Here is a 22,491-nt window from a genome sequence, read left to right on the forward strand (position 1 = left end):
GGGTCCCAGGCCGCAGGGCTACCATTGCCGGCATGAACCAGCCCACCCCCTCCCCCATCGCCCACCGCTACTGCATAGGCCTGATGTCCGGCACCTCGCTTGACGGGGTGGACGGCGTGCTTGTGGACTTTGCCGAAGGCACGCAGGTGCTGTGGCATGCCAGCCGGGGGTTCGACGCCGCGCTGCGCGCCGAGCTGCTGGCCCTCAACACCCCCGATGGCCGCGATGAGCTCCACCGCGCGGCGCTGGCGGCCAATGCGCTGGCGCGCAGCTATGCCGAGGTGGTGCGGGAACTGCTGCAGGCCACGGGCCTGGCGCCCGCGCAGATCGCCGCCATTGGCGCCCACGGCCAGACCGTGCGCCACCGGCCGCAGATGTTCGACGGCACGGGCTACACCTTGCAGCTCAACAGCCCGGCCCTGCTGGCCGAGCTCAGCGGCGTTGCCGTGGTGGCCGACCTGCGCAGCCGCGACGTGGCCGCTGGCGGCCAGGGCGCGCCGCTGGTGCCCGCCTTCCACCAGGGCGTGTTCGGCCGGCCCGGCGAGACGGTGCTGGTGCTCAACATCGGCGGCATTGCCAATCTCAGCGTGCTGGCGGGCGATGGCACGGTGCTGGGCTTCGACTGCGGCCCCGGCAATGCGCTGATGGACGGATGGTGCCAGGCGCACACGGGCCAGCCCTATGACGACGGCGGCCAATGGGCGGCCACGGGCCAGGTGCTGCCCGCCCTGCTCGACCGCCTGCTGGCCGAGCCTTTCCTGCAGCAGCCGCCACCCAAGAGCACGGGGCGCGACCTGTTCCACGCGGACTGGCTGGCCGGCCATCTTTCCGCCAGTGCAACCAGCGCCGCCGATGCCCGCCCCGCCGACGTGCAGGCCACGCTCACCGAATTCACGGCCCGCGCCTGCGCCGGTGCCGTGCAGCGCTTCGGGCATGGCGGCGGCGAGCTGCTGGTCTGCGGCGGAGGCGCCTTCAACACGCAACTGATGCAGCGCATCGCCGCCTTGCTGCCTGGCGTGGCCGTGGACACCACGGCCGCGCGCGGCCTGCCGCCACAGCAGGTGGAGGCCGCCGCCTTCGCCTGGCTGGCGCGCCAGGCCCTGCTGGGTTTGCCGGGCAACCTGCCCGCCGTGACGGGCGCACGCGGCCCGCGCATCCTGGGTGCCATCCACCCCGCATGAGTACCGCGGAAAAGCAGCGCCAGCAAAAAGGCCCGCGCAAGGCATTGCTGCCAGGCGCGGGCCCCCCACCAAAAACAGTGCGCTACGTCAGCCGCCGATATAGACGAACTTGAAGAGGAAGACGCCACCGATCAGCCACACCATCCAGTGCACTTCCTTGGCGCGCCCCGTGAACAGCTTGAGCACGGCATAGGTGATGAAGCCGAAGGCCAGGCCATTGGCCACCGAGTAGGTGAAAGGCATGAGCAGGGCCGTGACGGCAGCGGGGATGGCCTCGGTGGTCTCGCCCCATTCGATCTCGGTCAGCTCCTTGAGCATCAGGCAGGCCACGAAGAACAGCGCGGGCGCCGTGGCGTAGCCAGGCACCACGCCGGCCAGCGGCGACAGGAACAGGCAGCACAGGAAGAGCACGGCCACGGTCAGCGCCGTCAGGCCCGTGCGGCCGCCCGCTTGCACGCCGGCCGCGCTTTCCACGTACGCCGTGGTGCTGGAGGTGCCCAGCAGCGAGCCCGCGAAGATGGCGCCGCTGTCGGCCAGCAGCGAGCGGTTGAAGCGGCCCATGCGGCTGGGCACCAGCAGGCCGGCGCGCTTGGCCACGCCCATCAGCGTGCCCGTGGCATCGAACAGCTCGACCAGGAAGAACACCAGCACCACGTTGAGGATGCCGCCCGTCAGCGCGGACTTGATGTCCAGCTGCAGGAAGGTGGGCGCAATGGAGGGCGGGGCCGAGAACACGCCGTGGAACTCGTTGCCTGCGAAGAAGAACGAAGCCACGGTGACCGCGACGATACCGATCAGGATGGCGCCCGGCACCTTCAGGCGGTCCAGCACCACGATGATCAGAAAGCCCAGCGAGGCCAGGATGACTTCGGGCTTGTGCAGGTCGCCCAGGGTCACGAAGGTGGCCGGCGATGCGGCGACGATGCCCGCGCTCTTGAGCGCGATCAGCGCCAGGAACAGGCCGATGCCCACGGTGATCGCTATGCGTATGGACTGCGGTATGCCCTTGATGATCAGCTCCCGCAGGCCGAACAGCGTCACCAGCAGGAACAGGCAGCCCGAGACGAAGACCGCGCCCAGCGCGGCCTGCCAGGTGAAGCCCATGTGCAGCACCACCACGTAGGCGAAGTAGGCGTTCAGGCCCATGCCCGGCGCCAGCGCGATGGGATAGTTGGCGTACAGCGCCATGATGGTCGTGCCCAGCGCCGCGATCAGGCAGGTGGCCACGAAGACGGCCCCCTTGGGCATCCCCGCATCCCCCAGGATCGAGGGATTGACGAAGATGATGTAGGCCATCGTCAGAAAGGTCGTCAGGCCCGCGACCAGCTCGGTTCTTACATTGGTGCCGTGCTCACTGAGCTTGAACACCCGTTCCATCCAGTTCATCGCATTGTCTCCGTGTTGTTTTCGCATGCGGGGCGCAACGGTTGTGAAAGCGCCCAGGGTTGAGCACCGGCTGTCCAGGCCGGCACAAGGCATGGCACCCTGCCGGGCGGCCATGGACCTGGTGGCGCGCATCGCTGCGCGCCGATTCAAGGAATGAGGGGGCGGCGCCGGTCCGCTCAGCTCCCGGCGGCCTGCACGGCCTCGATGGCGCGCAGGATGGATTCCGGCGTGGCCGGCGATTGCAGCGGCGGGTTGCTGCGGTGCCCGCCCGCGGCCGAGACGGCATCGCGGATGGCGAAGAACACCGAGAACGGCAGCAGCAGCGGCGGCTCGCCCACGGCCTTGCTGCGGTGGATGGAGTCCTCGAAGTTGTCGCCCTCGAACAACCGCACGTTGAACACGGGCGGGCAGTCGTTTGCCGTCGGGATCTTGTAGGTGCTCGGGGCGTGCGTGGTGAGCTTGCCGCTTTGCGGGTGCCAGACCAGCTCTTCCGTGGTCAGCCAGCCCATGCCCTGGATGAAGGCGCCCTCGACCTGGCCCACGTCCACGGCCGGGTTCAGCGAGCGGCCCACGTCGTGCAGCACGTCGGCGCGCAGCAGCTTGAACTCGCCGGTCAGCGTGTCCACCACCACCTCGCTCACGGCGGCGCCGTAGGCGTAGTAGAAGAAGGGCCGGCCCTGCATGGTGTCCTTGTTCCACGACAGGCCGGGCGTGGCATAGAAGCCGTCGGACCACAGCTGCACGCGCTCGATGTAGGCCTCGCCCACCACGGCCTTGAAATCCAGTACCTTGCCGTTGACGTGGACCTGGTCGTTGGCGAAGCGCACGTCCTCCGCGCGGCCGCCATGGCGCTCTGCGGCGCAGGCGGCCAGGCGTTCGCGGATCTGGCGCGCCGCGTCCTGCGCGGCCTTGCCGTTGAGGTCGGCCCCCGTCGATGCCGCCGTGGCCGAGGTATTGGCCACCTTGGTGGTGTCGGTGGCCGTGACGCGCACGCGCCCGAAGCCCACGCCCAGCTCATGCGCCACGACCTGGGCCACCTTGGTGTTCAGGCCCTGGCCCATCTCGGTGCCGCCGTGGTTCACGAGGATGGAGCCGTCGTTGTAGACATGGACCAGGGCGCCGGCCTGGTTGAAGTGCTTGACGTTGAAGGAGATGCCGAACTTGAGCGGCGTCAGCGACAGGCCGCGCTTGAGCACGGGGCTGGCCGCGTTGAACTCGGCGATGGCGTCGCGGCGCGCGCGGTAGTCGCTGCAGGTCTCCAGCTCGGCCACCAGCTCGTGGATCACGTTGTCGGTCACGACCTGGCTGTAGGGCGTGACATTGCGCTCGGTCTTGCCGTAGAAGTTGACGCGGCGCACATCGAGCGCATCGCGCCCCAGCTCGCGCGCCACCGTCTCCATGATGTTCTCGATGGCGATCGCGCCCTGCGGGCCGCCGAAGCCGCGGAACGCCGTGTTGCTCTGCGTATTGGTCTTGCCGGAGTAGCCGTGCATGGACACATCGGGCAGCCAGTACGTGTTGTCGAAGTGGCACAGCGCGCGCGTCATCACGGGGCCGGACAGGTCGGCCGAGTGGCCGGCGCGCGAGACCATGGAGATCTCGGCGCCGAGGATGCGGCCCTCGTCGTCGTAGCCCACCTCGTACTCGTACCAGAAGCAGTGGCGGCGGCCCGTGATCATGAAGTCGTCATCGCGGTCCAGGCGCAGCTTGACGGGGCGGCGCAGCCGCGTCGCGGCCACCGAGGCCACGCAGGCGAACAGGGCCGACTGCGACTCCTTGCCGCCGAAGCCGCCGCCCATGCGGCGGCACTCCACATGCACGGCGTGCGAGGCCACGCCCAGCGCATGCGCCACCAGGTGCTGCATCTCGCTGGGGTGCTGGGTGGAGCAGTACAGGTGGACGGCGCCGTCCTCCTTGGGAATGGCGTAGCTGATCTGGCCTTCCAGGTAGAACTGCTCCTGGCCGCCCACGTAGAACGAGGACTTCAGGCGGTGCGGCGCCTCGTCCATGGCGCGGCGCGCGCCGCCTTCATTCGTGCTGCGCGCCAGGTGCATGGGCGGCAGCACGTACTGGCCCAGCTCATGCGCCTGCTGGGGCGTGAGCACGGGCGGCTCGGCCGTGATGTCGGCCGCCGCCTTGGCCTGGGCCGCAGCCAGGCGCGCAGCCTCGCGGCTTTCGGCGATCACGGCGAACAGCGGCTGGCCCAGGTAGCGGATCTCGCCGCTGCACAGGATGGGGTCGTCGTGGATGATGGAGCCGCAGTCGTTGACGCCGGGAATGTCCTCGCCCGTGAGCACGGCCACCACGCCGGGCATGGCGCGGATGGCATCCAGCCTGAGCGCATTGAGCCGGCCATTGGCCACGGGCGACAGGCCCAGCGCACAGTGCAGCGTGCCGTCCAGCTCGGGCAGGTCGTCGATGTAGGCGGCCTCGCCGGCCACATGCAGATGGGCCGATTCATGCGGGCGGCTGATGCCAACGCGCTGGCCCTGGGTGTGGGCACCGGCCTCGGCGCGCTCGTCCACGCGGAAGGCGGTGTTCTTCAGGTAATGCGCAAAGGCCTCGGACGAGTGCAGCAGGGAGGGATCGATGGGGCGGTTCATTTCAGGCTCCTTGGTGCACTGCATGGGGCATCACGCTCCAGACGCTGGTGGCCTGCAGCGGCAGCGGCTGCTGCGGACGTGTCTCCAGCCACAGGCGCTGCAGCAGGTTCTGCGCCACCTTGAGCCGGTAGTCGGCGCTGGCGCGCATGTCGGACATGGGCTTGAAGTCCTGGGCCAGCGCGGCCTGGGCGGCCTTCACTGCGGCCTGGTCCCAGGGCTGGCCCACGATGGCCGCCTCCGCCAGGGCCGCACGCTTGACCACGGCGGCCATGCCGCCAAAGGCCAGGCGGGCGGACTTCACCACCTCGCCATCGAGCTCGATGGCCAGCCCCGCGCACAGCGCCGAGATATCGCAGTCAAAGCGCTTGCTGATCTTGTAGGCACGGGTCTGGCGCCGTGCAGCGTCCAGCGGCACGGCCAGTGCCTGCACGAACTCGCCCGGTTCCAGCTGGTTCTTCATGTAGTCCAGATAGAAGTCATGCAGCGGCATGCGGCGCACGCGTGCGCCCTTGCGCAGCTCGATCTGCGCGTCCAGCGCCATCAGCACGGGCGGGGAGTCGCCAATGGGCGAGCCATTGGCCACGTTGCCCCCCATGGTGCCCGCATGGCGGATGGGCACGGAGGCAAAGCGCAGCCACACATCGGTCAGCCCCACGAAGCGCTGCGACAGCGCCGACCAGGCCGATTCCAGCGAGGCACCGGCGCCGATGTACAGCTCGCCGCCGTCCAGGCTGCCCGCGCCGCGGCGTTCCTCGACGCGCTTCATCTCGGCCACGTCGCCCACATAGACGATGTCGCCCAGGTCGCGGAACTGCTTGGTCACCCACAGCCCCACGTCGGTGGAGCCTGCCAGCAGCCGCGCGCGGGGCTTGGCCTCGCACACGGCGGCGAGTTCGTCCAGCGTGCGCGGAGCGTGGAAGCTGTCCACACGGCCGCCCTGGGCGGCGTTGGGCGCGGCGTAGTCCAAGCCGGCATCGTGCGCGCGCAGGCCCTGCAGTGCCTGCACCACGGGGTCGGTGGCCATGCGCGTGGCGGGCAGGTCGAACATGCGCTGGCCTGCGTCCAGGATGGGACGGTAGCCCGTGCAGCGGCACAGATTGCCCGACAGCTCGTCGGCCAGCTGCTGGCGCGAGGGGCGCGTGCCGGCCTGCTGGTGGTGCTCGTAGGCCGACCACAGCGACATCACGAAGCCCGGCGTGCAAAAGCCGCACTGCGAGCCGTGACAGTCCACCAGCGCCTGCTGCACGGGGTGCAGCTCGGCACCGCCTGCGGGCTTGCCGGTGGCACAGCCCTGCTTGCCGGCGCACTGACCCTTGACGTCCTCCACCGTGAACAGCGCCTTGCCGTGCAGCGTGGGCAGGAACTGGATGCAGGCATTGACCGTCTGCAGCTGCAGGCCGCCCACGGCGTCGGGCGTGCCGTCTTCGGCCAGCTCGGCGATGACCACGGTGCAGGCGCCGCAGTCACCTTCGTTGCAGCCCTCCTTGGTGCCGGTGCAGCGCGCGTCGCCGCGCAGCCAGTCGAGCACCGAGCGCGTGGGATGCGGCCCCTGTACCTCGACGATCTGGCCGCGGTGATAGAAGCGGATGGGTTGGGAACTGGGGCTCTGGCTCATGCTCGTGGGGGCAACTGCTGGTGCGTGGACTGTTCGGATCACGACTTACGCAAATTCCGAGGAAGAAAGCCGCTGGCCCTGTGGCGATGGCGTGTTTGCGTTCTTGCTTGCGTAAGTCCTGCGGATGTACCCGAGATTAAGTCCAGCCCCGCCCGAACGCATAAGACGGCCTCGATATTTCCTATGCGGGCTGCCATATATCCTTGCCAAAAACAAGGGTAAACCCGCAACAAAAGTGTGGATTGCAGCGGTTCAGGGTTCAAAAGCTATGCACAGCCCTCACTCGTGCTCGGCCGGCTCCAGAGGCTTGGGCCGCACATCCTCATCGTCGCCGAGCTGCGAGAAGATCATGGTCGAGGCCAGCGTCACCGCGCCCATGCAGACGAAGGTGGCGCGGAAGGCATTGAGGGTGTGCTGCGGCGTGTCGCCGCCGAACCATTCGCTGAAACCGGCCAGCACGGCGCCTGCGGCGGCCACGCCCATGCCCATGGCCAGCATCTGCACCATGGACAGCAGGCTGTTGCCGCTGCTGGCGTTGCCGGCATCGAGGTCCTTGAGCGTGACGGTGTTCATGGCCGTGAACTGCATGGAGTTGGTGGCGCCGAAGATCAGCAGCTGGACGATGACCACCCACAGCGGCAACGCCGTGGAGACCGTGCCGAAGCTGGCGATCATCAGCGACAGCACCAGGGTGTTGCCCATGAGCACGCGGCGGTAGCCGATGCGCTGGATCAGCGTGGTGGTCTGGCGCTTCATGGCCATGCTGGCCAGTACCGTGGGCAGCATCATCATGCCGGCCTGCAGCGGCGAAAAGCCCAGGCAGACCTGCAGCACCAGCGGGATCAGGAAGGGCATGCAGGAGCTGCCCAGGCGCGAGAAGAGGTTGCCCAGCAGGCCCACGCGCAGGCTGCGCACGGCAAACAGCTCGGGGGCGAACAGCGGGTCTGGCCGGCGCAGCGCGTGCAGCCAGTAGGCGGCCAGGCTGGCCAGGCCGAAGATCAGCAGCACGAAGACCATGGCGCCGTGGATGCCCTTGCCCGACATGCTGTCCAGCGCCAACGACACGGCCACCATGCCAAAGGCCAGCAGCGCATAGCCCACGCCATCGAAGCGCTTGACGGCAAAGCGGTCACCCACAGGCATGAAGCGCAGCGTGGCGGCCAGGCCGATCAGGCCCACGGGCACATTGACCAGGAAGATCCAGTGCCAGCTCACGTACTCCACCATCCAGCCGCCCAGCGTGGGGCCGATCAGCGGCCCGACCAGGCCGGGGATGGCCACGAAGCTCATGGCCTTGAGGAACTGCTCGCGCGGAAAGGCGCGCAGCACGGCCAGCCGCCCCACCGGCATGAGCAGCGCCCCGCCCATGCCCTGCAGCACGCGCGCAGCCACCATCAGCTGCAGGTTGGGCGCAATCGCGCACATCACCGAGCCCAGCACGAACAGCGCAATCGCCCACAGGTAGACACGCCGCGTGCCGAAGCGGTCGGCCATCCAGCCCGAGGCCGGGATCAGCATGGCCATGGTCAGCGAGTAGGCGACGATGACCGACTGCATGCGCAGCGGGCTCTCGCCCAGGGCCTCGGCCATGGTGGGCAGCGCGGTGTTGACGATGGTGCCGTCCAGCGTCTGCATGAAAAAGCCGATGGCCACAAGCCATAGCAGCACCGAACGCGAGGAGGATGTGGTGGAGGCGGAAGCGCTTTTGTCTTCAGGAATCATGGCAAGGCAGGAAGGGCACAGGCGTTAAAAAACCGCCTGCGCATTGCTGCGCGGCGGTTGATGGCGTGTTGTGCGGCGGGCTGCTGCGGGCTTCACTGCAGCGCGGCCAACAAGGCTTATACCGAGAAGCTCGATCCGCAGCCGCAGGTGGTGGAGGCGTTGGGGTTCTTGATCACGAACTGCGCGCCCTGCAGGTCTTCCTTGTAGTCGATCTCGGCACCCACCAGGTACTGGTAGCTCATGGCGTCGATCAGCAGCGACACGCCATTCTTGGTCATGGTCGTGTCGTCGTCGTTGGTGATCTCGTCGAAGGTGAAGCCGTATTGGAAGCCCGAGCAGCCGCCACCTTGCACGAACACGCGCAGCTTCAGGTCAGGGTTGCCTTCCTCGGCGATCAGATCGGCCACCTTGGCAGCTGCGCTGTCGGTGAAGACGATCGGGGTGGGCATTTCGGCGGTGGTGGTTTCGGTGATTTCTGCGACGGCGCTCATGGGGATACTCCGAAGTTCTCAATTGGCCCGAATGGTACAGCAAAGGGCTCGGGAATTCCCGGGGCCGCCGGCTTGACGACAGTGCAAGTGGGGGCATTGGCCACCGACGGCGAAGGTGAATGCGAAGGGTTTGCATCGCCCAGAAAAAAACCGCCGGCAAAGGCGGTTTTTTTCTGGGGAAAGCCCCGGGGGACTTTCCTGCAGTGCCAGCGGATTAACGCTTGGAGAACTGCTTGGCGCGGCGTGCGGAGCGCAGGCCGACCTTCTTACGTTCGACTTCACGAGCGTCACGCGTCACGAAGCCGGCTTGGCTCAGGACGGGCTTGAGCGCTGCGTCATAGTCGATCAGGGCGCGGGTGATGCCGTGGCGGGTAGCGCCGGCCTGGCCGGATTCACCACCACCGTGGACGTTCACTTGAATGTCGAAAGCTTCCAGGTTGCTCGTCAGAGCCAGGGGCTGCTTTGCGATCATGATCGAGGTTTCGCGGCCGAAGTATTCCTGAATGTCCTTGCCATTCACGGTAATCTTGCCGGAGCCCTTCTTCAGGAACACGCGCGCGACGCTGGATTTGCGACGGCCGGTGCCATTGTTCCAATCACCAATCATCTAGGTCTCCTTAGATTTCCAGAGCCTTGGGCTGCTGGGCGGTGTGGGGATGCTCAGCACCGCCGTACACCTTGAGCTTCTTGATCATTGCGTAGCCCAGGGGACCCTTGGGCAGCATGCCCTTGACGGCCTTTTCCAGAGCACGGCCGGGGAACTTGGCCTGCATGTCGCGGAAGTTGGTGGCAGTGATGCCGCCGGGGAAACCAGAGTGGCGGTAGTACACCTTGTCCAGGTTCTTGGTGCCGGTGACCTTGAGCTTGGAGGCGTTGATGATGACGATGAAATCGCCGGTGTCAACGTGAGGTGTGTAAATGGCTTTGTGCTTGCCGCGCAGACGGAGTGCCACTTCGCTGGCGACACGTCCGAGCACCTTATCGGTGGCGTCAATCACAAACCACTCGTGTTGCACCTCAGCGGGCTTTGCGCTGAATGTAGCCATGAGTTTTCTCTTTCAAGAAAGGTTTGGCGGGCCCTTTTCCGCGGTCGGCGCTTCTTCAAAAAGGAAGCCTCTTAGGCGGGGATGTAAACTTCGCCGCGGGACCCTAAAATCGCTGCGAAGCCCTCCATTATACAAAAACGGCAGGTCTTCGCCATCCCCCCCTTGCACCGCCCTGGCTTCAGCGCCGGCCCCCATCCTTCAGCCGCCACGGACAACCACCCGGCAGCGCGGCTGGTTACCATACGCCTATGTTCAGTTACCGCCACGCCTTCCATGCAGGCAACCATGCCGATGTGCTCAAGCACACCGTGCTGATCGCCACCCTGCAATACCTCCTCCAGAAGGATGCCGCCCTCACGGTGCTGGACACGCACGCCGGCGCCGGCCTGTACCGACTGGACGGCGACTACGCCAACAAGAGCGGCGAGTCCGCCGACGGCATCATGCGCCTGGCCCAGGCCAAGGAGGCCGAGCTGGCCCCGGTGCTGCAGGCCTACCTGGCCACGGTGCGCTCCTTCAACCAGGGCGCGCAGCTGCGCAACTACCCGGGCTCGCCCTTCATCATCCAGTCCCTGCTGCGCGTGCAGGAGCGCGACAAGCTCAAGGTCTTCGAGCTGCATCCCACCGACATGCGCTCGCTGGTGGGCAACATTGCCCAGCTCGAAGCGGGCCGCCAGGTGGCCGTGCTGCACGAGGACGGCTTCGAGGGCATCAAGAAATTCCTGCCGCCACCGTCGCGCCGCGCCCTGGTGCTGTGCGACCCCAGCTACGAGCTCAAGAGCGACTACGCCAAGGTGCTGGACATGGCGGCCGACAGCCTCAAGCGCTTTGCCACAGGCACCTATGCGGTCTGGTATCCGATCATCCCGCGCCCCGAGGCGCACGATCTGCCGCGCCGCCTGAAGACCATGACCACCAAGGCCGGCAAGAGCTGGCTGCACGTGGAGCTCACGGTCAAGAGCAACAAGACGTCGGAGCGCGGCGGCCTGCCGGCCAGCGGCATGTTCCTGATCAATCCGCCGTTCAATCTCAAGGAACAGCTCAAGCCGGCCATGCCGCAGCTGGTCAAGCTGCTCGGTCAGGACGAGAACGCGGCCTTCACGCTCGAATCCGGCGGCTGAGCCCGTTTCAGCGCGAGCTCGACGCCGCAGAGGCCACTGCCGTGGCCGAGGCTGCGGCGGGCGCAGCGGCCTTCGCCACCGGCCTGGCGGCAGGGGCGGCACGGCTGGCCACGGCCGTGCGTGCATTGGGCCTGGGTGCGGGCGCCTTGGCCTGCACGCGCGGCCGGACCGGGGCCTTTGCCTGAACCCGGGTCCGCGCCTGCGTTTGTGTCTGTGCCTTGGCCTGCTGAGTCTTCTTGAGGGACTCTGCCTTCCTAGCCGTGACCAGGGTTTCGGGGCATTCTTCCTCGCCTTCGTCGAGCTGCCACAGCTCCACGGGCTTGATGCCCAGGCCGACCATGCCCAGCTCCTGCGCAGCAGCCTGGCTCAGGTCGATCACGCGGCCGGGCGCAAACGGCCCCCGGTCATTGATGCGCACCACCACCGTCCTGCCTGTCGCGGCGCTGCGCACGCAGACACGGCTGCCGAAGGCGAAGCTGCGGTGCGCAGCCGTCAACTCTTCCTTGTCGAAACGTTCGCCGCTGGCCGTCAGCCGGCCATGCAGGCCCGGGCCATACCAGGAAGCCAGGCCTTGCTGGTCGCTATCACGCGAGGGGACGAGGGCGAAATCGGGATTGGAGGGAGTGTCGGCGCTCTCTTCGGGCGAAGCCGGTTCGGAGGGCCTGGCATCCGCGGATCTGCTGGCAGGCGGCGTGGCCCGCGAGGCGCGGCTGCTGCGCTTGCCTGCGGAGGGAACGGCCGCAGGCGTCTGGCCTTCAGCCATGGCCTCGGCACCTGCCGAACCTGCAGAACCGGCCATCAGGGCGCCGGACTCGGCATCGGTTTCGGCCACGGGAGCCGGTGCGCAGCCAGCCAGGGTGGCGGTGATGGCACACATGGCCAGCCAGCGCCAGTGCAGGCGTCGAAAACTACGATCCATGGGCAAAAACCTCCAGGGAACGCCTGACCATTCCCAAGTTCAGAGGGCCGCCCGGGGCCGGCGCAGTGGCTGCGCGCTCAAAGGCCCAATCGATCGCAGATTTCCAGCGTGGCGACGCTCTGGTTCATCGTATAGAAGTGCAGCCCGGGAGCGCCCTGGCTGCGCAACTGCTCGCATAGACGGGACACGACATCGAGGCCGAAGGCGCGAATGGACGCCGTGTCATCTCCGTAAGCCTGCAGACGCAGGCGGATCCAGCGCGGGATCTCGGCGCCGCAGGCGTCCGAGAAGCGCATCAGCTGCGTAGAGCTGGTGATGGGCATGATGCCGGGAACAACCGGTGCATCAAGCCCCATGCCGCGCGCCGCATCAACGAAACGGCAGTAGGCGTCGGCATTGTAGAAATATTGGGTGATCGCGGAATCCGCGCCAGCGCGCACTTTAGCCGCAAACGCTTCCAGATCGGAATGTGGGGATTTCGCCTGCGGGTGGACCTCGGGATAGGCTGCCACCTCGATGTGGAACCAGTCGCCGAACTCGCGGCGTATGAATTCCACGAGGTCGCTGGCGTACTGGAATTCACCGCCCAGGCCATAGCCGCTGGGCAGGTCGCCGCGCAGCGCAACGATGCGGCGCACGCCCATGGCCTTGAGCTCCTGCAGCTCGGCACGCACCTTGTCGTGCGTGGCGCCCACGCAGGAGAAATGCGATGCCGCGCTGACGCCTTCGCTCTGGATGTCACGCACCATGTTGAAGGTGCCGGCCTGCGTGGAGCCGCCCGCGCCATAGGTGACGGAGCAGAACTGGGGCTTGCGCGCATAGAGGTTCTTGCGCACCTGCACATGCTTGGCCGCGCCTTCGGGCGTCTTGGTCGGGAAGAATTCGAAGCTGATCGGAAAGCTCATGTAAGACTCACTGCTCAGTGTTTCATTCGTTGCGTTTGCGCAGCTTGGCGCGCCCCGGTCCAGGCACGCCGAACTCGGTGCTGGTGTCGATCACACGCTCGTTGCGCTGCTCGCGCAGCACGGTGCGGGACACGCGCTTAGGCGCGGTTTTCACGGCCGAACGGGGCTCGTCGTCGTCCTGCGTTTCAGGCTGTGCAGGCTCCTTCACCACGGCCGCCTGCTGGGCATGCACGAAGAATTCGCGGTTGCCGTCACCGCCTTCGATGGCCGACTCCATCCAGCCCTTGACCTCCAGGCCCAGCTCGCCCAGGCAGTTGCGGATGCGCTGCTCCACCTCGGTGAACAAGGCTGCGTCGCGCACGATGCCGCCCTTGCCGACCTGGCCCGGCTGCAGTTCGAACTGCGGCTTGACCAGCATCAGCAGCTGGCCGTGCGGCTTGAGCAGGCGCGTGACGGCCGGCAGCACCAGGGTCAGAGAGATGAAGGACAGATCGCCCGTGACGAAGTCGAACTGCGGCGTGATGTCCACGTCGGCAAACTCGGCGCGGCGGCGGCGCTGCGTGGCCACCGTGCCTTCTTCCCGGGCCTTGCCCTTGGCCGCGCGCTCGGCCTTGAAGGCCTCGATCTCTTTTTCCTTGGCGTCGTCGCTGTCGTCGTAGTCTTCATCGACCAGACCGCCGTTGCGCATCCAGGCATAGGGCGCCACGGGCTGGGTGTCGTTGTCGTCGGGATCTTCTTCCCAGCGTTCGGACAGCACTTCCTCGCAGGACTCCTGCAGGCCCTCGGCCGTCACCGCGCGGGCGTTGACACCCTCGACGCAGATCACACGCACATCCGAGCGCAGCCGGTCATGCAACTGGCCATGGCCCACATCCACGCCGATGACCTGGGCGGCACCCGCCTGCAGCAGGCAGTCGGTGAAACCGCCCGTGCTTTGGCCCACGTCCAGGCAGCGCAGGCCGTCCACCGACAGCTTGGTGGCCGCCAGCGCGCCTTCCAGCTTCAGCCCGCCGCGCGAGATGAACCGGGCCTCGGCCCCGTCCAGCAACTGCAGCTCGGCACCCGCAGGAATCTCGTCACCGTTCTTGGCAACCTTCTTCCAAGGCGTCAGCGGCGTCATGCGCCATTGCACGCCACCCGCAATCAGCCGCTGCGCCTGCGAGCGCGTGGCCGCATGGCCGGCTTCCACCAAAAATACATCTGCGCGCATAGCGTCGCTCCAGGAAATCTCAGTTGACTAATGCCCGAAACCGGCGCGACCCAACTCAGGGACGCCAAGCAAGGGCCGCCCCGCAGCGAGGGCGTCGTCCCCCTCCCCCGCGAAGCGGGTAGAGAGGGGGAAGCGGCGCAAGCCGCTCAGGGGGTGCTTAGTAGCGATAAGTTTCGGGCTTGTAGGGGCCCTGCTTGCTCACACCGATATAGGCAGCCTGGCCGTCCGTCAGCTCGGTCAGCATGGCGCCGACCTTCTTCAGGTGCAGGCGGGCAACCTTCTCGTCCAGGATCTTGGGCAGCACGTAGACCTTGCCGACCTCGTAGGCATCGGGCTTGGTGAACAGCTCGATCTGGGCGATGGTCTGGTTGGCGAACGAGGCGCTCATCACGAAGCTGGGGTGGCCGGTGGCGCAACCCAGGTTCACCAGGCGGCCCTTGGCCAGCAGGATGATCTTCTTGCCGTCAGGGAAGGTGATGTGGTCCACCTGGGGCTTGATCTCTTCCCACTGGTACTGCTCGATGGAGGCGACGTCGATTTCGTTGTCGAAGTGGCCGATGTTGCAGACGATGGCTTCGTTCTTCATGGCCACCATGTGCTCGTGGCGGATGATGTCGCGGTTGCCGGTGGTGGTCACGAAGATGTCGGCCTTGTCTGCGGCCCATTCCATGGTCACGACCTTGTAGCCTTCCATGGCCGCCTGCAGGGCGTTGATGGGATCGATCTCGGTGACCCAGACCTGGGCCGACAGCGCGCGCAGCGCCTGGGCGCAGCCCTTGCCCACGTCGCCGTAGCCGGCCACCACGGCAACCTTGCCGGCGATCATCACGTCGGTGGCGCGCTTGATGCCGTCCACCAGCGATTCGCGGCAGCCGTAGAGGTTGTCGAACTTGCTCTTGGTGACCGAGTCGTTGACGTTGATGGCACGGAACTTCAGCGTGCCCTTGGCCGACATCTCGTTGAGGCGGTGCACGCCGGTCGTGGTCTCTTCGGTCACGCCGATGATGTGGGCGCTCTTGCGCGTGTACCAGGTGGGGTCCTGGGCCAGCTTGGCGCGGATGGCGGCGAAGGCGATCTTCTCTTCTTCGGAGGCGGGGTTGTCCAGCACGGACAGATCCTTTTCGGCACGCATGCCCAGGTGCAGCAGCATGGTGGCGTCGCCGCCGTCGTCCAGGATCATGTTGGGGCCTTCGCCTTCGGTGCCGGCGGCGCCGAATTCAAAGATGCGGTGGGTGTAGTCCCAGTAGTCGGCCAGCGATTCACCCTTGATGGCGAACACGGGCGTGCCGGTTTCCGCGATGGCGGCAGCAGCGTGGTCCTGCGTCGAGAAGATGTTGCACGACGCCCAGCGCACTTCGGCGCCCAGGGCCTTGAGCGTCTCGATCAGCACGGCCGTCTGGATGGTCATGTGCAGCGAGCCGGTGATGCGCGCGCCCTTGAGGGGCTGGGCAGCGGCGAATTCCTCGCGCGTGGCCATCAGGCCGGGCATTTCGGTTTCGGCGATCAAGATTTCCTTGCGGCCCCAGGCAGCGAGGGAAATGTCAGCGATGGCCGTGTCGGCGGAAACGGGACGAACAGCAGCGTTCATGGTTTTCTCCAAAAGATGAATGAAAAACCACGTTCTGCGGGAGACGAAAAAAAGCTCACCGCACAGAAAGCGTGGGCGAGCGTCGTTGCAGGTATGACTCCGAGCCTCGCGACCACGCCTGATGTGTGGGGGCCGCTGCAACGCTCCTCGGAGAGGCGCCGATTATACCGATCCCGGGGATGCCTCACCGCCCAGCCCCACAAGCCGGTAGCCCACCTGCAGCTCGGTCACCAGGTGGCGCGGCTGGGCCGGCTCGTCCTCGATCTTCTGGCGCAGATTGGCCATGTGCACGCGCAGGTAGTGGGCGCGGCTCAGGTACTCGGGGCCCCAGACCTGCAGCAGCAGCTGGCGGTGGGTCATCACACGGCCCTGGGCGGCGATCAGCGCCGCCAGCAGGCGGAATTCGATGGGCGTGAGGTGCACCGGCTGCCCCGCGCGCCGCACCTCATGCGTGGCCAGGTCCACTTGCACCGGGCCGAAGTGCACCTTGCTGGACGCGGCGGTGCCGCCCGCCCCACCGGCGGCGCCCAGCTGCTGGCGGCGGCGCAGCATAACGCGCAGCCGGGCCAGCAGCTCGGGCACGCCGAAGGGCTTGACCAGGTAGTCGTCGGCACCGGCATCCAATGCGGCCACCTTCTCGTCCTCACGCTCGCGCGCGGAGAGCACGAGCACTGGCACGGAGGACCACCCGCGCAGCTCGGTCAGGACCTGCTTGCCATCGGCGTCGGGCAGGCCCAGGTCGAGGATGACCAGGTCGGGCTGGCGGCTCGCCGCCTCGATCAGGCCACGGCGCGCGCTGTCAGCCTCGAAGACCTGCCAGCCTTCGTCTTCCAGCACCAGGCGCACGAAGCGGCGGATGCCGGGGTCGTCCTCGATCATCAGGATGCGGTTGGCGGGCGTGCTCATGGGGTGCTTTCGTGCATGGCGGGACTCTAATCCAGCGCAGGCTGCTCGGGCACGGGAAAGCGCAGCGTGAAGATGGTGCCCGGGCCGGGCCGCGCGGCGGCAGCCTCGATGCGCCCGCCATGCGCCTCGACGATGCTGCGCACCAGCGCCAGGCCCAGGCCGATGCCCGAGACGGTGGACTCGGCCGTGCCGCGCGTGAAGGGCTCGAACAGCGTCTCCACCGGCAGGTGAGATGGCAGGCCCGGCCCGCCATCGCGCACGGACAGCAGCAGTTCGCCGTCCTGCACACGCGCACTGATGGCCAGCGGCGTGCCGGCCGGCGTGTACTTGGCGGCGTTGTCCAGCAGGTTGACCAGCACGCGCTCCATGAGCAGGGCATCGAGCTGCAGCAGCGGCAGGCTGGCGGGCACGTCGGTGCTCACGGGATGCTGGCCCAGGCGCGCGCGCATCTGGCGCAGCGCGCTGCCCACCACTTCATCCAGCGGCAGCCATTCGCGCTGCAGGTGCACGCCGCCTTGCTGCAGGCGCGCCATGTCCAGCAGGTTCTCCACCAGGCGCTGCATGGCCTGCGCCTGGATGCGGACCTGCTCCAGCATGTCGGCCGCGCCGCCCGGCGGCACATGGCGCTGCGCGGCCTCGGCCGCGCCCAGGATGGTGGTCAGCGGGGTGCGCAGGTCGTGCGAGACGGCCGACAGCAGGGTGTTGCGCATGCGCTCGCCCTCCATGGCGATCTGGGTCTGCTGGGCCACGGCCACGAAGTGCTGGCGCTCCAGCGCCAGCGCCACCTGGCTGGCACAGGCCTCCAGCAGGCGCTGCTCCTCGGGCACCTCCAGGCGCTGCGGCGCACGCAGTTGCAGCACCAGCACGCCGCGCATGCGCACGGGTGCGGCCAGCGGCACATAGCGGGCCGGTGCGGCCGGCAGCGTGTCCGTGCCCTGGCCGGCCTGCTGGCCATGGTCCATGGCCCAGCGCGCAATGCTGTCGTCCATGGGGCAGGAGCCGCCGCCGGCGGGGCGCAGGCGCTCGTCGGCATCGGGCAGCAGCAGCCCGGCCTGGGCGTCGAACACGCCCGAGACCGTGCTCAGCGCAATCTCCACCACCTGCTCCTGCGTGAGCGCGCCCGAAAGGTCGCGCGCCAGCCGCGCCAGGGCGCCCGCGCGCCGCTCGCGCTCGGCCGCCACGCGCGCCTCGTGGCGCAGCCGCGCCATGAGCTGGCCGCAGACCAGGGCCACGCCCAGCATCAGCACGAAGGTGAACAGGTACTGCGTGTCGTTGACATGGAAGGATCCGCGCGGAGGCACGAAGAAAAAGTCGAAGCACAGTACCGACAGCAGCGCCGCCCAGGCGCCCGGGCCACGCCCCCAGCGCAACGAAGACAGCACGACGATGAGCAGGAACAGCATCACCACGTTGGCCGGGTCGAAGATGCGCAGCAGTTGCTCGGCCAGCACCGTGGCGGTCAAGCAGGCCAGGGTCACGCCGGCATAGCCCTTCCAGGGCAGCGGCCTGCGCCGCAGCGGTGCGGCAGGCGCGGCCTCGGTCCGGGCCGCGCTGGATCCCCCGGAGAGCACCAGCACGTCGATGTCGGGATGCAGCTGGACGATGCGGTCGGGCAGGCTGCGGCCCCACCAGCGCCAGGGCGACCATGCCGGGCGCGGCGGCTGGGCCAGCACCAGGCGGCTGGCGTTGCGCTCGCGCGCGAAGGCGACCAGGGCCTCGGCCACATCGGCGCCCGGCAGCGTGGCCGTCTCGGCGCCCAGGCGCGCGGCCAGGGCCAGGGTCTTGAGCACGGCGGCCTGCACGCTGCGTGGGCGGTGCTGGCGCTGGGGCGCGTCCACGTAGACCACCATCCAGTCCGCATCGAGCCGGCGCGCCATGCGCGCGACCTGGCGCACCAGGGCGTCGTCGCCCGCGTGTCCTGCCACGGCCACCAGCAGGCGCTCACGCGCAGGCCAGACCGTGCCTATGGAGCGTTCGCGCCGGTAGTCGCGCATGTCCTCGTCCACGCGGTCGGCCGTGCGGCGCAGCGCCAGTTCGCGCAGCGCCAGCAGGTTGCCGCGCCTGAAGAAGTTGCGTGAGGCCCGCTCGGCCTGCTCCAGCATGTAGACCTTGCCGTCCTTCAACCGGCGCAGCAGTTCGTCGGGCGAGATGTCGACGACGATGACCTCGTCGGCATCGTCGAAGATCTGGTCGGGCACGGTCTCGCGCACCGTGATGCCCACGATGCCGCCCACCACGTCGTTCAGGCTTTCCAGGTGCTGCACGTTGATCGTGGTCCAGACATCGATGCCTGCGTCCAGCAGCTCCTGCACGTCCTGCCAGCGCTTGGGATGGCGCGAACCCGGCGCATTGCTGTGCGCCAGTTCATCGAGCAGCAGCACGCGCGGCCGCCGCGCGAGCGCCGCATCCAGGTCGAACTCGCGCAGCGTCCGCCCCTGGTGCGGCAGCTCGCGCAGCGGCAGTTGCTCCAGGCCATGCAGCTGCTGCGCCGTTTCCTTGCGGCCATGGGTTTCCACGAGTCCCACCAGAACCTCGCGGCCCCCCTGGCGTTCGCGCTGGGCGGCGGCCAGCATGGCGTAGGTCTTGCCCACGCCTGCATTCGATCCGAAGTAGATGCGCAGCTTGCCCCGTCCCTCCTGCGCCCGCTCATGGCGCAGGCGCGCGACCAGGGCGTCGGGATCGGGGCGCGGCAGACCGGGCGGCGCCGGCTCGGCAGAGGACGAAATGGGCATGGTTCTCAGCCTAGCACCAGAGCGTGCTCCCACACTAGAACGCCGCCGACAGCGACAGCACCCAGCCGCTGCGGCCCAGGCTTTGCATCTGGCCCGCCGCGTTGGCCGCGCGGTAGTAGCGCGTGTCGGCCGAGGTGCCGGCCCAGGCCAGCGTGGCCGTCCATGGGCCCCAGCTGCGGGCCAGCGAGACGCGCCAGTCGGCATATGACAGTTCGCTGTAGTTGCGAACCTGCGTGTGGCCGGCATGCAGGCCCAGCACCGCCCAGTCGCCCAGCGGATGCTGGTAGTTCAGGTCCAGATAGCTGCTGCCGCGTGAGCTGCCGCTGCCGGGAAGTGCCTCGGCAAAGGCCGTGGCCGCCGTGCTGTCGCGCAGCCCGAAGTAAGGCGTCAGCGCCAGCGACCATTTGGCGCTGAAGCCGCCGTTGGTGACGCCCAGATAGGCCTCGGTGGTGTCGTAGCGCACGCCGCCGCTGCCATCGCCCCGGGGCACGCGCGCGCCGGGGTAGTTGTAGTGCAGCAGGCCGATGTCACCCGTCCAGCCCGCCGGCAATTCGGTGCGCCAGCCGCCGTACAGGTCCAGCTCCAGCGCGCGGCCATCCAGATAGCTGTGGCGCGACACGCTGGAGCCGGACACGCCCAGGTAGGCGCCCCGCGGCAGCGACAGCTCCAGCCCGCCCTGCAGCGCCGGCCCCATCCAGCTTTGCGAGATGCCCCGGAAACGGTAGTCGCTGAGCAGCGTCACGCTGCCGGTGAGGGCGTAGGCGGGTGCGGGCGATTCCTGGGCAGCGGCGCTGGCAGCGCTGACGGGGGAGGTCTCGGCCTGCGCATGGCAGGATGCGGCCGCCAGCGACAGCAGTGCGGCCAGGGAGAAATGGGGGACGGCACAAGCGGCCGTCATGGAAGAAACGGATTTCATCTTGGTTTTCTTGAAGAGAAGAGCAAAGCGGGGCCTGCCCGGCCGGGCAGGCGGGCCGCACAGGGTCACGCCAGGTTCAGAGCCACCAGCAGCATGTCGATCAGCTTGATGCCGATGAAGGGAACGACCAGGCCACCCAGGCCGTAGATCAGCAGGTTGCGCCGCAACAGGGCCGAGGCACCGATGGCACGGTAGGGCACGCCGCGCAGGGCCAGCGGGATCAGCACGATGATGATCAGCGCGTTGAAGATCACGGCACTCAGGATGGCCGAGCCCGGGCTGGCCAGCCCCATGACGTTGAGCGCCGACAGCTGCGGATACGTGCCCACGAAGGCGGCCGGGATGATGGCGAAGTACTTGGCCACGTCGTTGGCCACGCTGAAGGTGGTCAGCGCGCCGCGCGTCATCAGCATCTGCTTGCCGGTCTCCACGACCTCGATGAGCTTGGTCGGGTTGCTGTCCAGGTCCACCATGTTGCCGGCTTCCTTGGCCGCCTGGGTGCCGCTGTTCATGGCCACGGCCACGTCGGCCTGGGCCAGGGCAGGTGCGTCGTTGGTGCCGTCGCCGGTCATGGCCACAAGCCGGCCGGCGGCTTGGTGTTCGCGGATCAGGCGCAGCTTGTCCTCGGGCGTGGCTTCGGCCAGGTAGTCGTCCACGCCGGCCTCGGCCGCAATGGCCGCCGCCGTGAGCGGGTTGTCGCCCGTGATCATCACGGTCTTGATGCCCATGCGGCGCAGCTCGGCAAAGCGTTCGCGTATGCCGTGCTTGACCACGTCCTTGAGCTCGATCACGCCCAGCACGCGGGCACCGTCGGCCACGACCAGCGGCGTGCTGCCGCGCCGTGACACATCCTCCACCACCTTGAGCATGGCGGGCGGGAACTGGCCGCCCAGGGATTCAACGTGGCGGCGCACGGCGTCGGCCGCGCCCTTGCGCAGGCTGCGCGTGGCGCCGTCCGGCTGGGGCATGTCCACGCCGCTCATGCGCGTCTGGGCCGTGAAGGGCACGAAGACCGCATGCAGCGTGGCCAGGTCGCGCTCGCGCAGGCCATGCATCTCCTTGGCCAGCACGACCACGCTGCGGCCTTCAGGCGTCTCGTCGGCCAGCGAGGCCAGCTGCGCCGCATCCACCAGCTGCGCGGCCGTCACGCCGGGCGCGGGCAGGAACTCGCTGGCCTGGCGGTTGCCCAGCGTGATGGTGCCGGTCTTGTCCAGCAGCAGCACGTCCACGTCGCCGGCCGCCTCCACGGCGCGGCCCGAGGTGGCGATCACGTTGGCCTGCATCATGCGACTCATGCCCGCCACGCCAATGGCCGACAGCAGGCCCCCGATGGTGGTCGGGATCAGGCACACCAGCAGCGCCACCAGCACCGTCAGTCCCACGACCTGCCCGCTGCCCGTCAGCTCCACCGCAAAGGACGAATAGGGCCGCAGCGTAACGATGACCAGCAGGAACAGCAGCGTCAGCCCGACCAGCAAAATGGTCAGCGCCAGCTCGTTGGGCGTCTTGTGGCGGCGGGCCGACTCCACCATGGAGATCATGCGGTCCAGGAAGGACTCGCCGGGATTGACGGTGATCTGCACCACCAGCCAGTCCGACAGCACGCGCGTGCCGCCCGTGACGGAAGAGAAGTCACCACCGGCCTCGCGGATCACGGGGGCCGATTCGCCGGTGATGGCGCTCTCGTCCACCGAGGCCACGCCCTCGATCACTGTGCCATCCAGCGGCACGGTGTCGCCGGCCTCAACCAGCACCCACATGCCCGAACGCAGTTCTTCGGCACCCACGGGATGCCAGCGGCTCTGGTAGTTGGCCTGCTCCAGCTTCTTGGCGACGGTGCTGCGCTTCATGCTGCGCAGGCTGGCGGCCTGGGCACGGCTGCGCCCCTCGGCCAGCGCCTCCGCAAAATTGGCGAACAGCACGGTGAACCACAGCCACAGCGCGATGGCCAGGATGAAGCCCGCAGGCGCTTCGCCTTCGCCCGCCAGGGCCTGAGCCCAGAGCAGGCTGGTGAAGATGGCGCCCAGGTAGACCACGAACATCACCGGGTTGCGCCATTGCGCGCTGGGTGCCAGCTTGCGGATGGAGTCACCCAGCGCCTGGCGCACCAGCGAAGGATCGAACAGGGACAAAGCAGTTTTGCGCGACAT

At 67.9% G+C, this 22,491-nt stretch carries 17 protein-coding genes and 1 riboswitch; of the genes, 2 read left to right on the forward strand and 15 right to left on the reverse strand.

All coding sequences use genetic code 11. The annotated features are described in order from the left end of the window. The first annotated feature begins 32 nt into the window (after window positions 1-32). Window positions 33-1,181: an anhydro-N-acetylmuramic acid kinase gene (locus KDK82_RS16415; protein WP_088165632.1), complete on the forward strand. Its 1,149-nt coding sequence runs from the start codon at window positions 33-35 to the stop codon at window positions 1,179-1,181. An 87-nt stretch (window positions 1,182-1,268) separates the two neighbouring features. On the opposite strand, the gene KDK82_RS16420 is transcribed toward KDK82_RS16415, so the two are convergent. The 7 genes from KDK82_RS16420 to rplM all read right to left on the reverse strand — a co-directional run bounded on the left by KDK82_RS16420 (window position 1,269) and on the right by rplM (window position 10,044). Beyond that, a complete protein-coding gene (locus KDK82_RS16420; RefSeq protein ID WP_012207705.1) occupies window positions 1,269-2,567 on the reverse strand; it encodes an NCS2 family permease in 1,299 nt (432 codons plus the stop codon). 176 nt (window positions 2,568-2,743) lie between these two features. Then, window positions 2,744-5,170 carry a xanthine dehydrogenase molybdopterin binding subunit gene (gene xdhB, locus KDK82_RS16425; protein ID WP_016448453.1) on the reverse strand — a complete coding sequence of 809 codons (2,427 nt, stop codon included), beginning with the start codon at window positions 5,168-5,170 and terminating at the stop codon, window positions 2,744-2,746. Between the two features lies 1 nt (window position 5,171). Continuing rightward, entirely contained in the window at window positions 5,172-6,785 is a 1,614-nt protein-coding gene (xdhA, locus tag KDK82_RS16430) for a xanthine dehydrogenase small subunit (protein WP_088165633.1), read from the reverse strand. 279 nt (window positions 6,786-7,064) lie between these two features. Continuing rightward, complete coding sequence (mdtD, locus tag KDK82_RS16435) at window positions 7,065-8,507, reverse strand: multidrug transporter subunit MdtD (RefSeq protein ID WP_013800450.1); 1,443 nt, start codon at window positions 8,505-8,507, stop codon at window positions 7,065-7,067. A gap of 116 nt (window positions 8,508-8,623) precedes the next feature. Next, window positions 8,624-8,998 (reverse strand): iron-sulfur cluster insertion protein ErpA, encoded by a 375-nt coding sequence (gene erpA / locus KDK82_RS16440; protein WP_013800449.1) that lies wholly within the window; start codon window positions 8,996-8,998, stop codon window positions 8,624-8,626. 214 nt (window positions 8,999-9,212) lie between these two features. Then, window positions 9,213-9,605, reverse strand: a complete 393-nt coding sequence (rpsI, locus tag KDK82_RS16445) for a 30S ribosomal protein S9 (RefSeq protein ID WP_012207710.1) — start codon at window positions 9,603-9,605, stop codon at window positions 9,213-9,215. A gap of 10 nt (window positions 9,606-9,615) precedes the next feature. Further along, window positions 9,616-10,044, reverse strand: a complete 429-nt coding sequence (rplM, locus tag KDK82_RS16450) for a 50S ribosomal protein L13 (protein WP_088165634.1) — start codon at window positions 10,042-10,044, stop codon at window positions 9,616-9,618. 248 nt (window positions 10,045-10,292) lie between these two features. On the opposite strand from rplM, the gene KDK82_RS16455 reads away from it, so the two are divergent. Continuing rightward, complete coding sequence (locus KDK82_RS16455; RefSeq protein WP_012207712.1) at window positions 10,293-11,165, forward strand: 23S rRNA (adenine(2030)-N(6))-methyltransferase RlmJ; 873 nt, start codon at window positions 10,293-10,295, stop codon at window positions 11,163-11,165. A gap of 7 nt (window positions 11,166-11,172) precedes the next feature. Here the strand turns inward: KDK82_RS16455 and KDK82_RS16460 are convergent, their stop codons facing one another. The 8 genes from KDK82_RS16460 to kdpB all read right to left on the reverse strand — a co-directional run bounded on the left by KDK82_RS16460 (window position 11,173) and on the right by kdpB (window position 22,491). Further along, window positions 11,173-12,084, reverse strand: coding sequence for a septal ring lytic transglycosylase RlpA family protein (locus tag KDK82_RS16460; protein ID WP_088165635.1), 912 nt, complete (start codon window positions 12,082-12,084; stop codon window positions 11,173-11,175). Window positions 12,085-12,161: 77 nt separating this feature from the next. After that, complete coding sequence (gene metF, locus KDK82_RS16465; RefSeq protein WP_034397320.1) at window positions 12,162-12,989, reverse strand: methylenetetrahydrofolate reductase [NAD(P)H]; 828 nt, start codon at window positions 12,987-12,989, stop codon at window positions 12,162-12,164. Between the two features lie 22 nt (window positions 12,990-13,011). Further along, window positions 13,012-14,199 (reverse strand): TlyA family RNA methyltransferase, encoded by a 1,188-nt coding sequence (locus tag KDK82_RS16470; RefSeq protein WP_088165636.1) that lies wholly within the window; start codon window positions 14,197-14,199, stop codon window positions 13,012-13,014. 157 nt (window positions 14,200-14,356) lie between these two features. Continuing rightward, on the reverse strand, window positions 14,357-15,787 hold the full coding sequence (ahcY, locus tag KDK82_RS16475) for an adenosylhomocysteinase (protein ID WP_013800445.1): 1,431 nt from the start codon (window positions 15,785-15,787) through the stop codon (window positions 14,357-14,359). Window positions 15,788-15,857: 70 nt separating this feature from the next. Further along, window positions 15,858-15,942: riboswitch (S-adenosyl-L-homocysteine riboswitch) on the reverse strand. A gap of 7 nt (window positions 15,943-15,949) precedes the next feature. Further along, window positions 15,950-16,693 carry a response regulator gene (locus KDK82_RS16480; RefSeq protein ID WP_034397322.1) on the reverse strand — a complete coding sequence of 248 codons (744 nt, stop codon included), beginning with the start codon at window positions 16,691-16,693 and terminating at the stop codon, window positions 15,950-15,952. A gap of 26 nt (window positions 16,694-16,719) precedes the next feature. Then, window positions 16,720-19,425 carry a sensor histidine kinase KdpD gene (locus tag KDK82_RS16485; protein ID WP_034397323.1) on the reverse strand — a complete coding sequence of 902 codons (2,706 nt, stop codon included), beginning with the start codon at window positions 19,423-19,425 and terminating at the stop codon, window positions 16,720-16,722. A gap of 34 nt (window positions 19,426-19,459) precedes the next feature. After that, window positions 19,460-20,323: a TorF family putative porin gene (locus KDK82_RS16490; protein WP_088165637.1), complete on the reverse strand. Its 864-nt coding sequence runs from the start codon at window positions 20,321-20,323 to the stop codon at window positions 19,460-19,462. A gap of 83 nt (window positions 20,324-20,406) precedes the next feature. Next, window positions 20,407-22,491, reverse strand: coding sequence for a potassium-transporting ATPase subunit KdpB (kdpB, locus tag KDK82_RS16495; protein WP_013800441.1), 2,085 nt, complete (start codon window positions 22,489-22,491; stop codon window positions 20,407-20,409).

Source organism: Delftia sp. K82, from assembly GCF_002193035.1.
Taxonomy (GTDB): Bacteria; Pseudomonadota; Gammaproteobacteria; order Burkholderiales; family Burkholderiaceae_C; genus Comamonas; species Comamonas acidovorans.

Bases quoted from the DNA above. Each gene is read 5' to 3' on its own strand.
- KDK82_RS16485 (WP_034397323.1), bottom strand. From the start codon at position 19,425: ATGCCCATTTCGTCCTCTGCCGAGCCGGCGCCGCCCGGTCTGCCGCGC.
- mdtD (WP_013800450.1), bottom strand. From the start codon at position 8,507: ATGATTCCTGAAGACAAAAGCGCTTCCGCCTCCACCACATCCTCCTCG.
- KDK82_RS16460 (WP_088165635.1), bottom strand. From the start codon at position 12,084: ATGGATCGTAGTTTTCGACGCCTGCACTGGCGCTGGCTGGCCATGTGT.
- KDK82_RS16415 (WP_088165632.1), top strand. From the start codon at position 33: ATGAACCAGCCCACCCCCTCCCCCATCGCCCACCGCTACTGCATAGGC.
- xdhA (WP_088165633.1), bottom strand. From the start codon at position 6,785: ATGAGCCAGAGCCCCAGTTCCCAACCCATCCGCTTCTATCACCGCGGC.
- erpA (WP_013800449.1), bottom strand. From the start codon at position 8,998: ATGAGCGCCGTCGCAGAAATCACCGAAACCACCACCGCCGAAATGCCC.
- xdhB (WP_016448453.1), bottom strand. From the start codon at position 5,170: ATGAACCGCCCCATCGATCCCTCCCTGCTGCACTCGTCCGAGGCCTTT.
- rpsI (WP_012207710.1), bottom strand. From the start codon at position 9,605: ATGATTGGTGATTGGAACAATGGCACCGGCCGTCGCAAATCCAGCGTC.
- metF (WP_034397320.1), bottom strand. From the start codon at position 12,989: ATGAGCTTTCCGATCAGCTTCGAATTCTTCCCGACCAAGACGCCCGAA.
- KDK82_RS16420 (WP_012207705.1), bottom strand. From the start codon at position 2,567: ATGAACTGGATGGAACGGGTGTTCAAGCTCAGTGAGCACGGCACCAAT.
- KDK82_RS16470 (WP_088165636.1), bottom strand. From the start codon at position 14,199: ATGCGCGCAGATGTATTTTTGGTGGAAGCCGGCCATGCGGCCACGCGC.
- KDK82_RS16455 (WP_012207712.1), top strand. From the start codon at position 10,293: ATGTTCAGTTACCGCCACGCCTTCCATGCAGGCAACCATGCCGATGTG.
- rplM (WP_088165634.1), bottom strand. From the start codon at position 10,044: ATGGCTACATTCAGCGCAAAGCCCGCTGAGGTGCAACACGAGTGGTTT.
- KDK82_RS16480 (WP_034397322.1), bottom strand. From the start codon at position 16,693: ATGAGCACGCCCGCCAACCGCATCCTGATGATCGAGGACGACCCCGGC.
- kdpB (WP_013800441.1), bottom strand. From the start codon at position 22,491: ATGTCGCGCAAAACTGCTTTGTCCCTGTTCGATCCTTCGCTGGTGCGC.
- KDK82_RS16490 (WP_088165637.1), bottom strand. From the start codon at position 20,323: ATGACGGCCGCTTGTGCCGTCCCCCATTTCTCCCTGGCCGCACTGCTG.
- ahcY (WP_013800445.1), bottom strand. From the start codon at position 15,787: ATGAACGCTGCTGTTCGTCCCGTTTCCGCCGACACGGCCATCGCTGAC.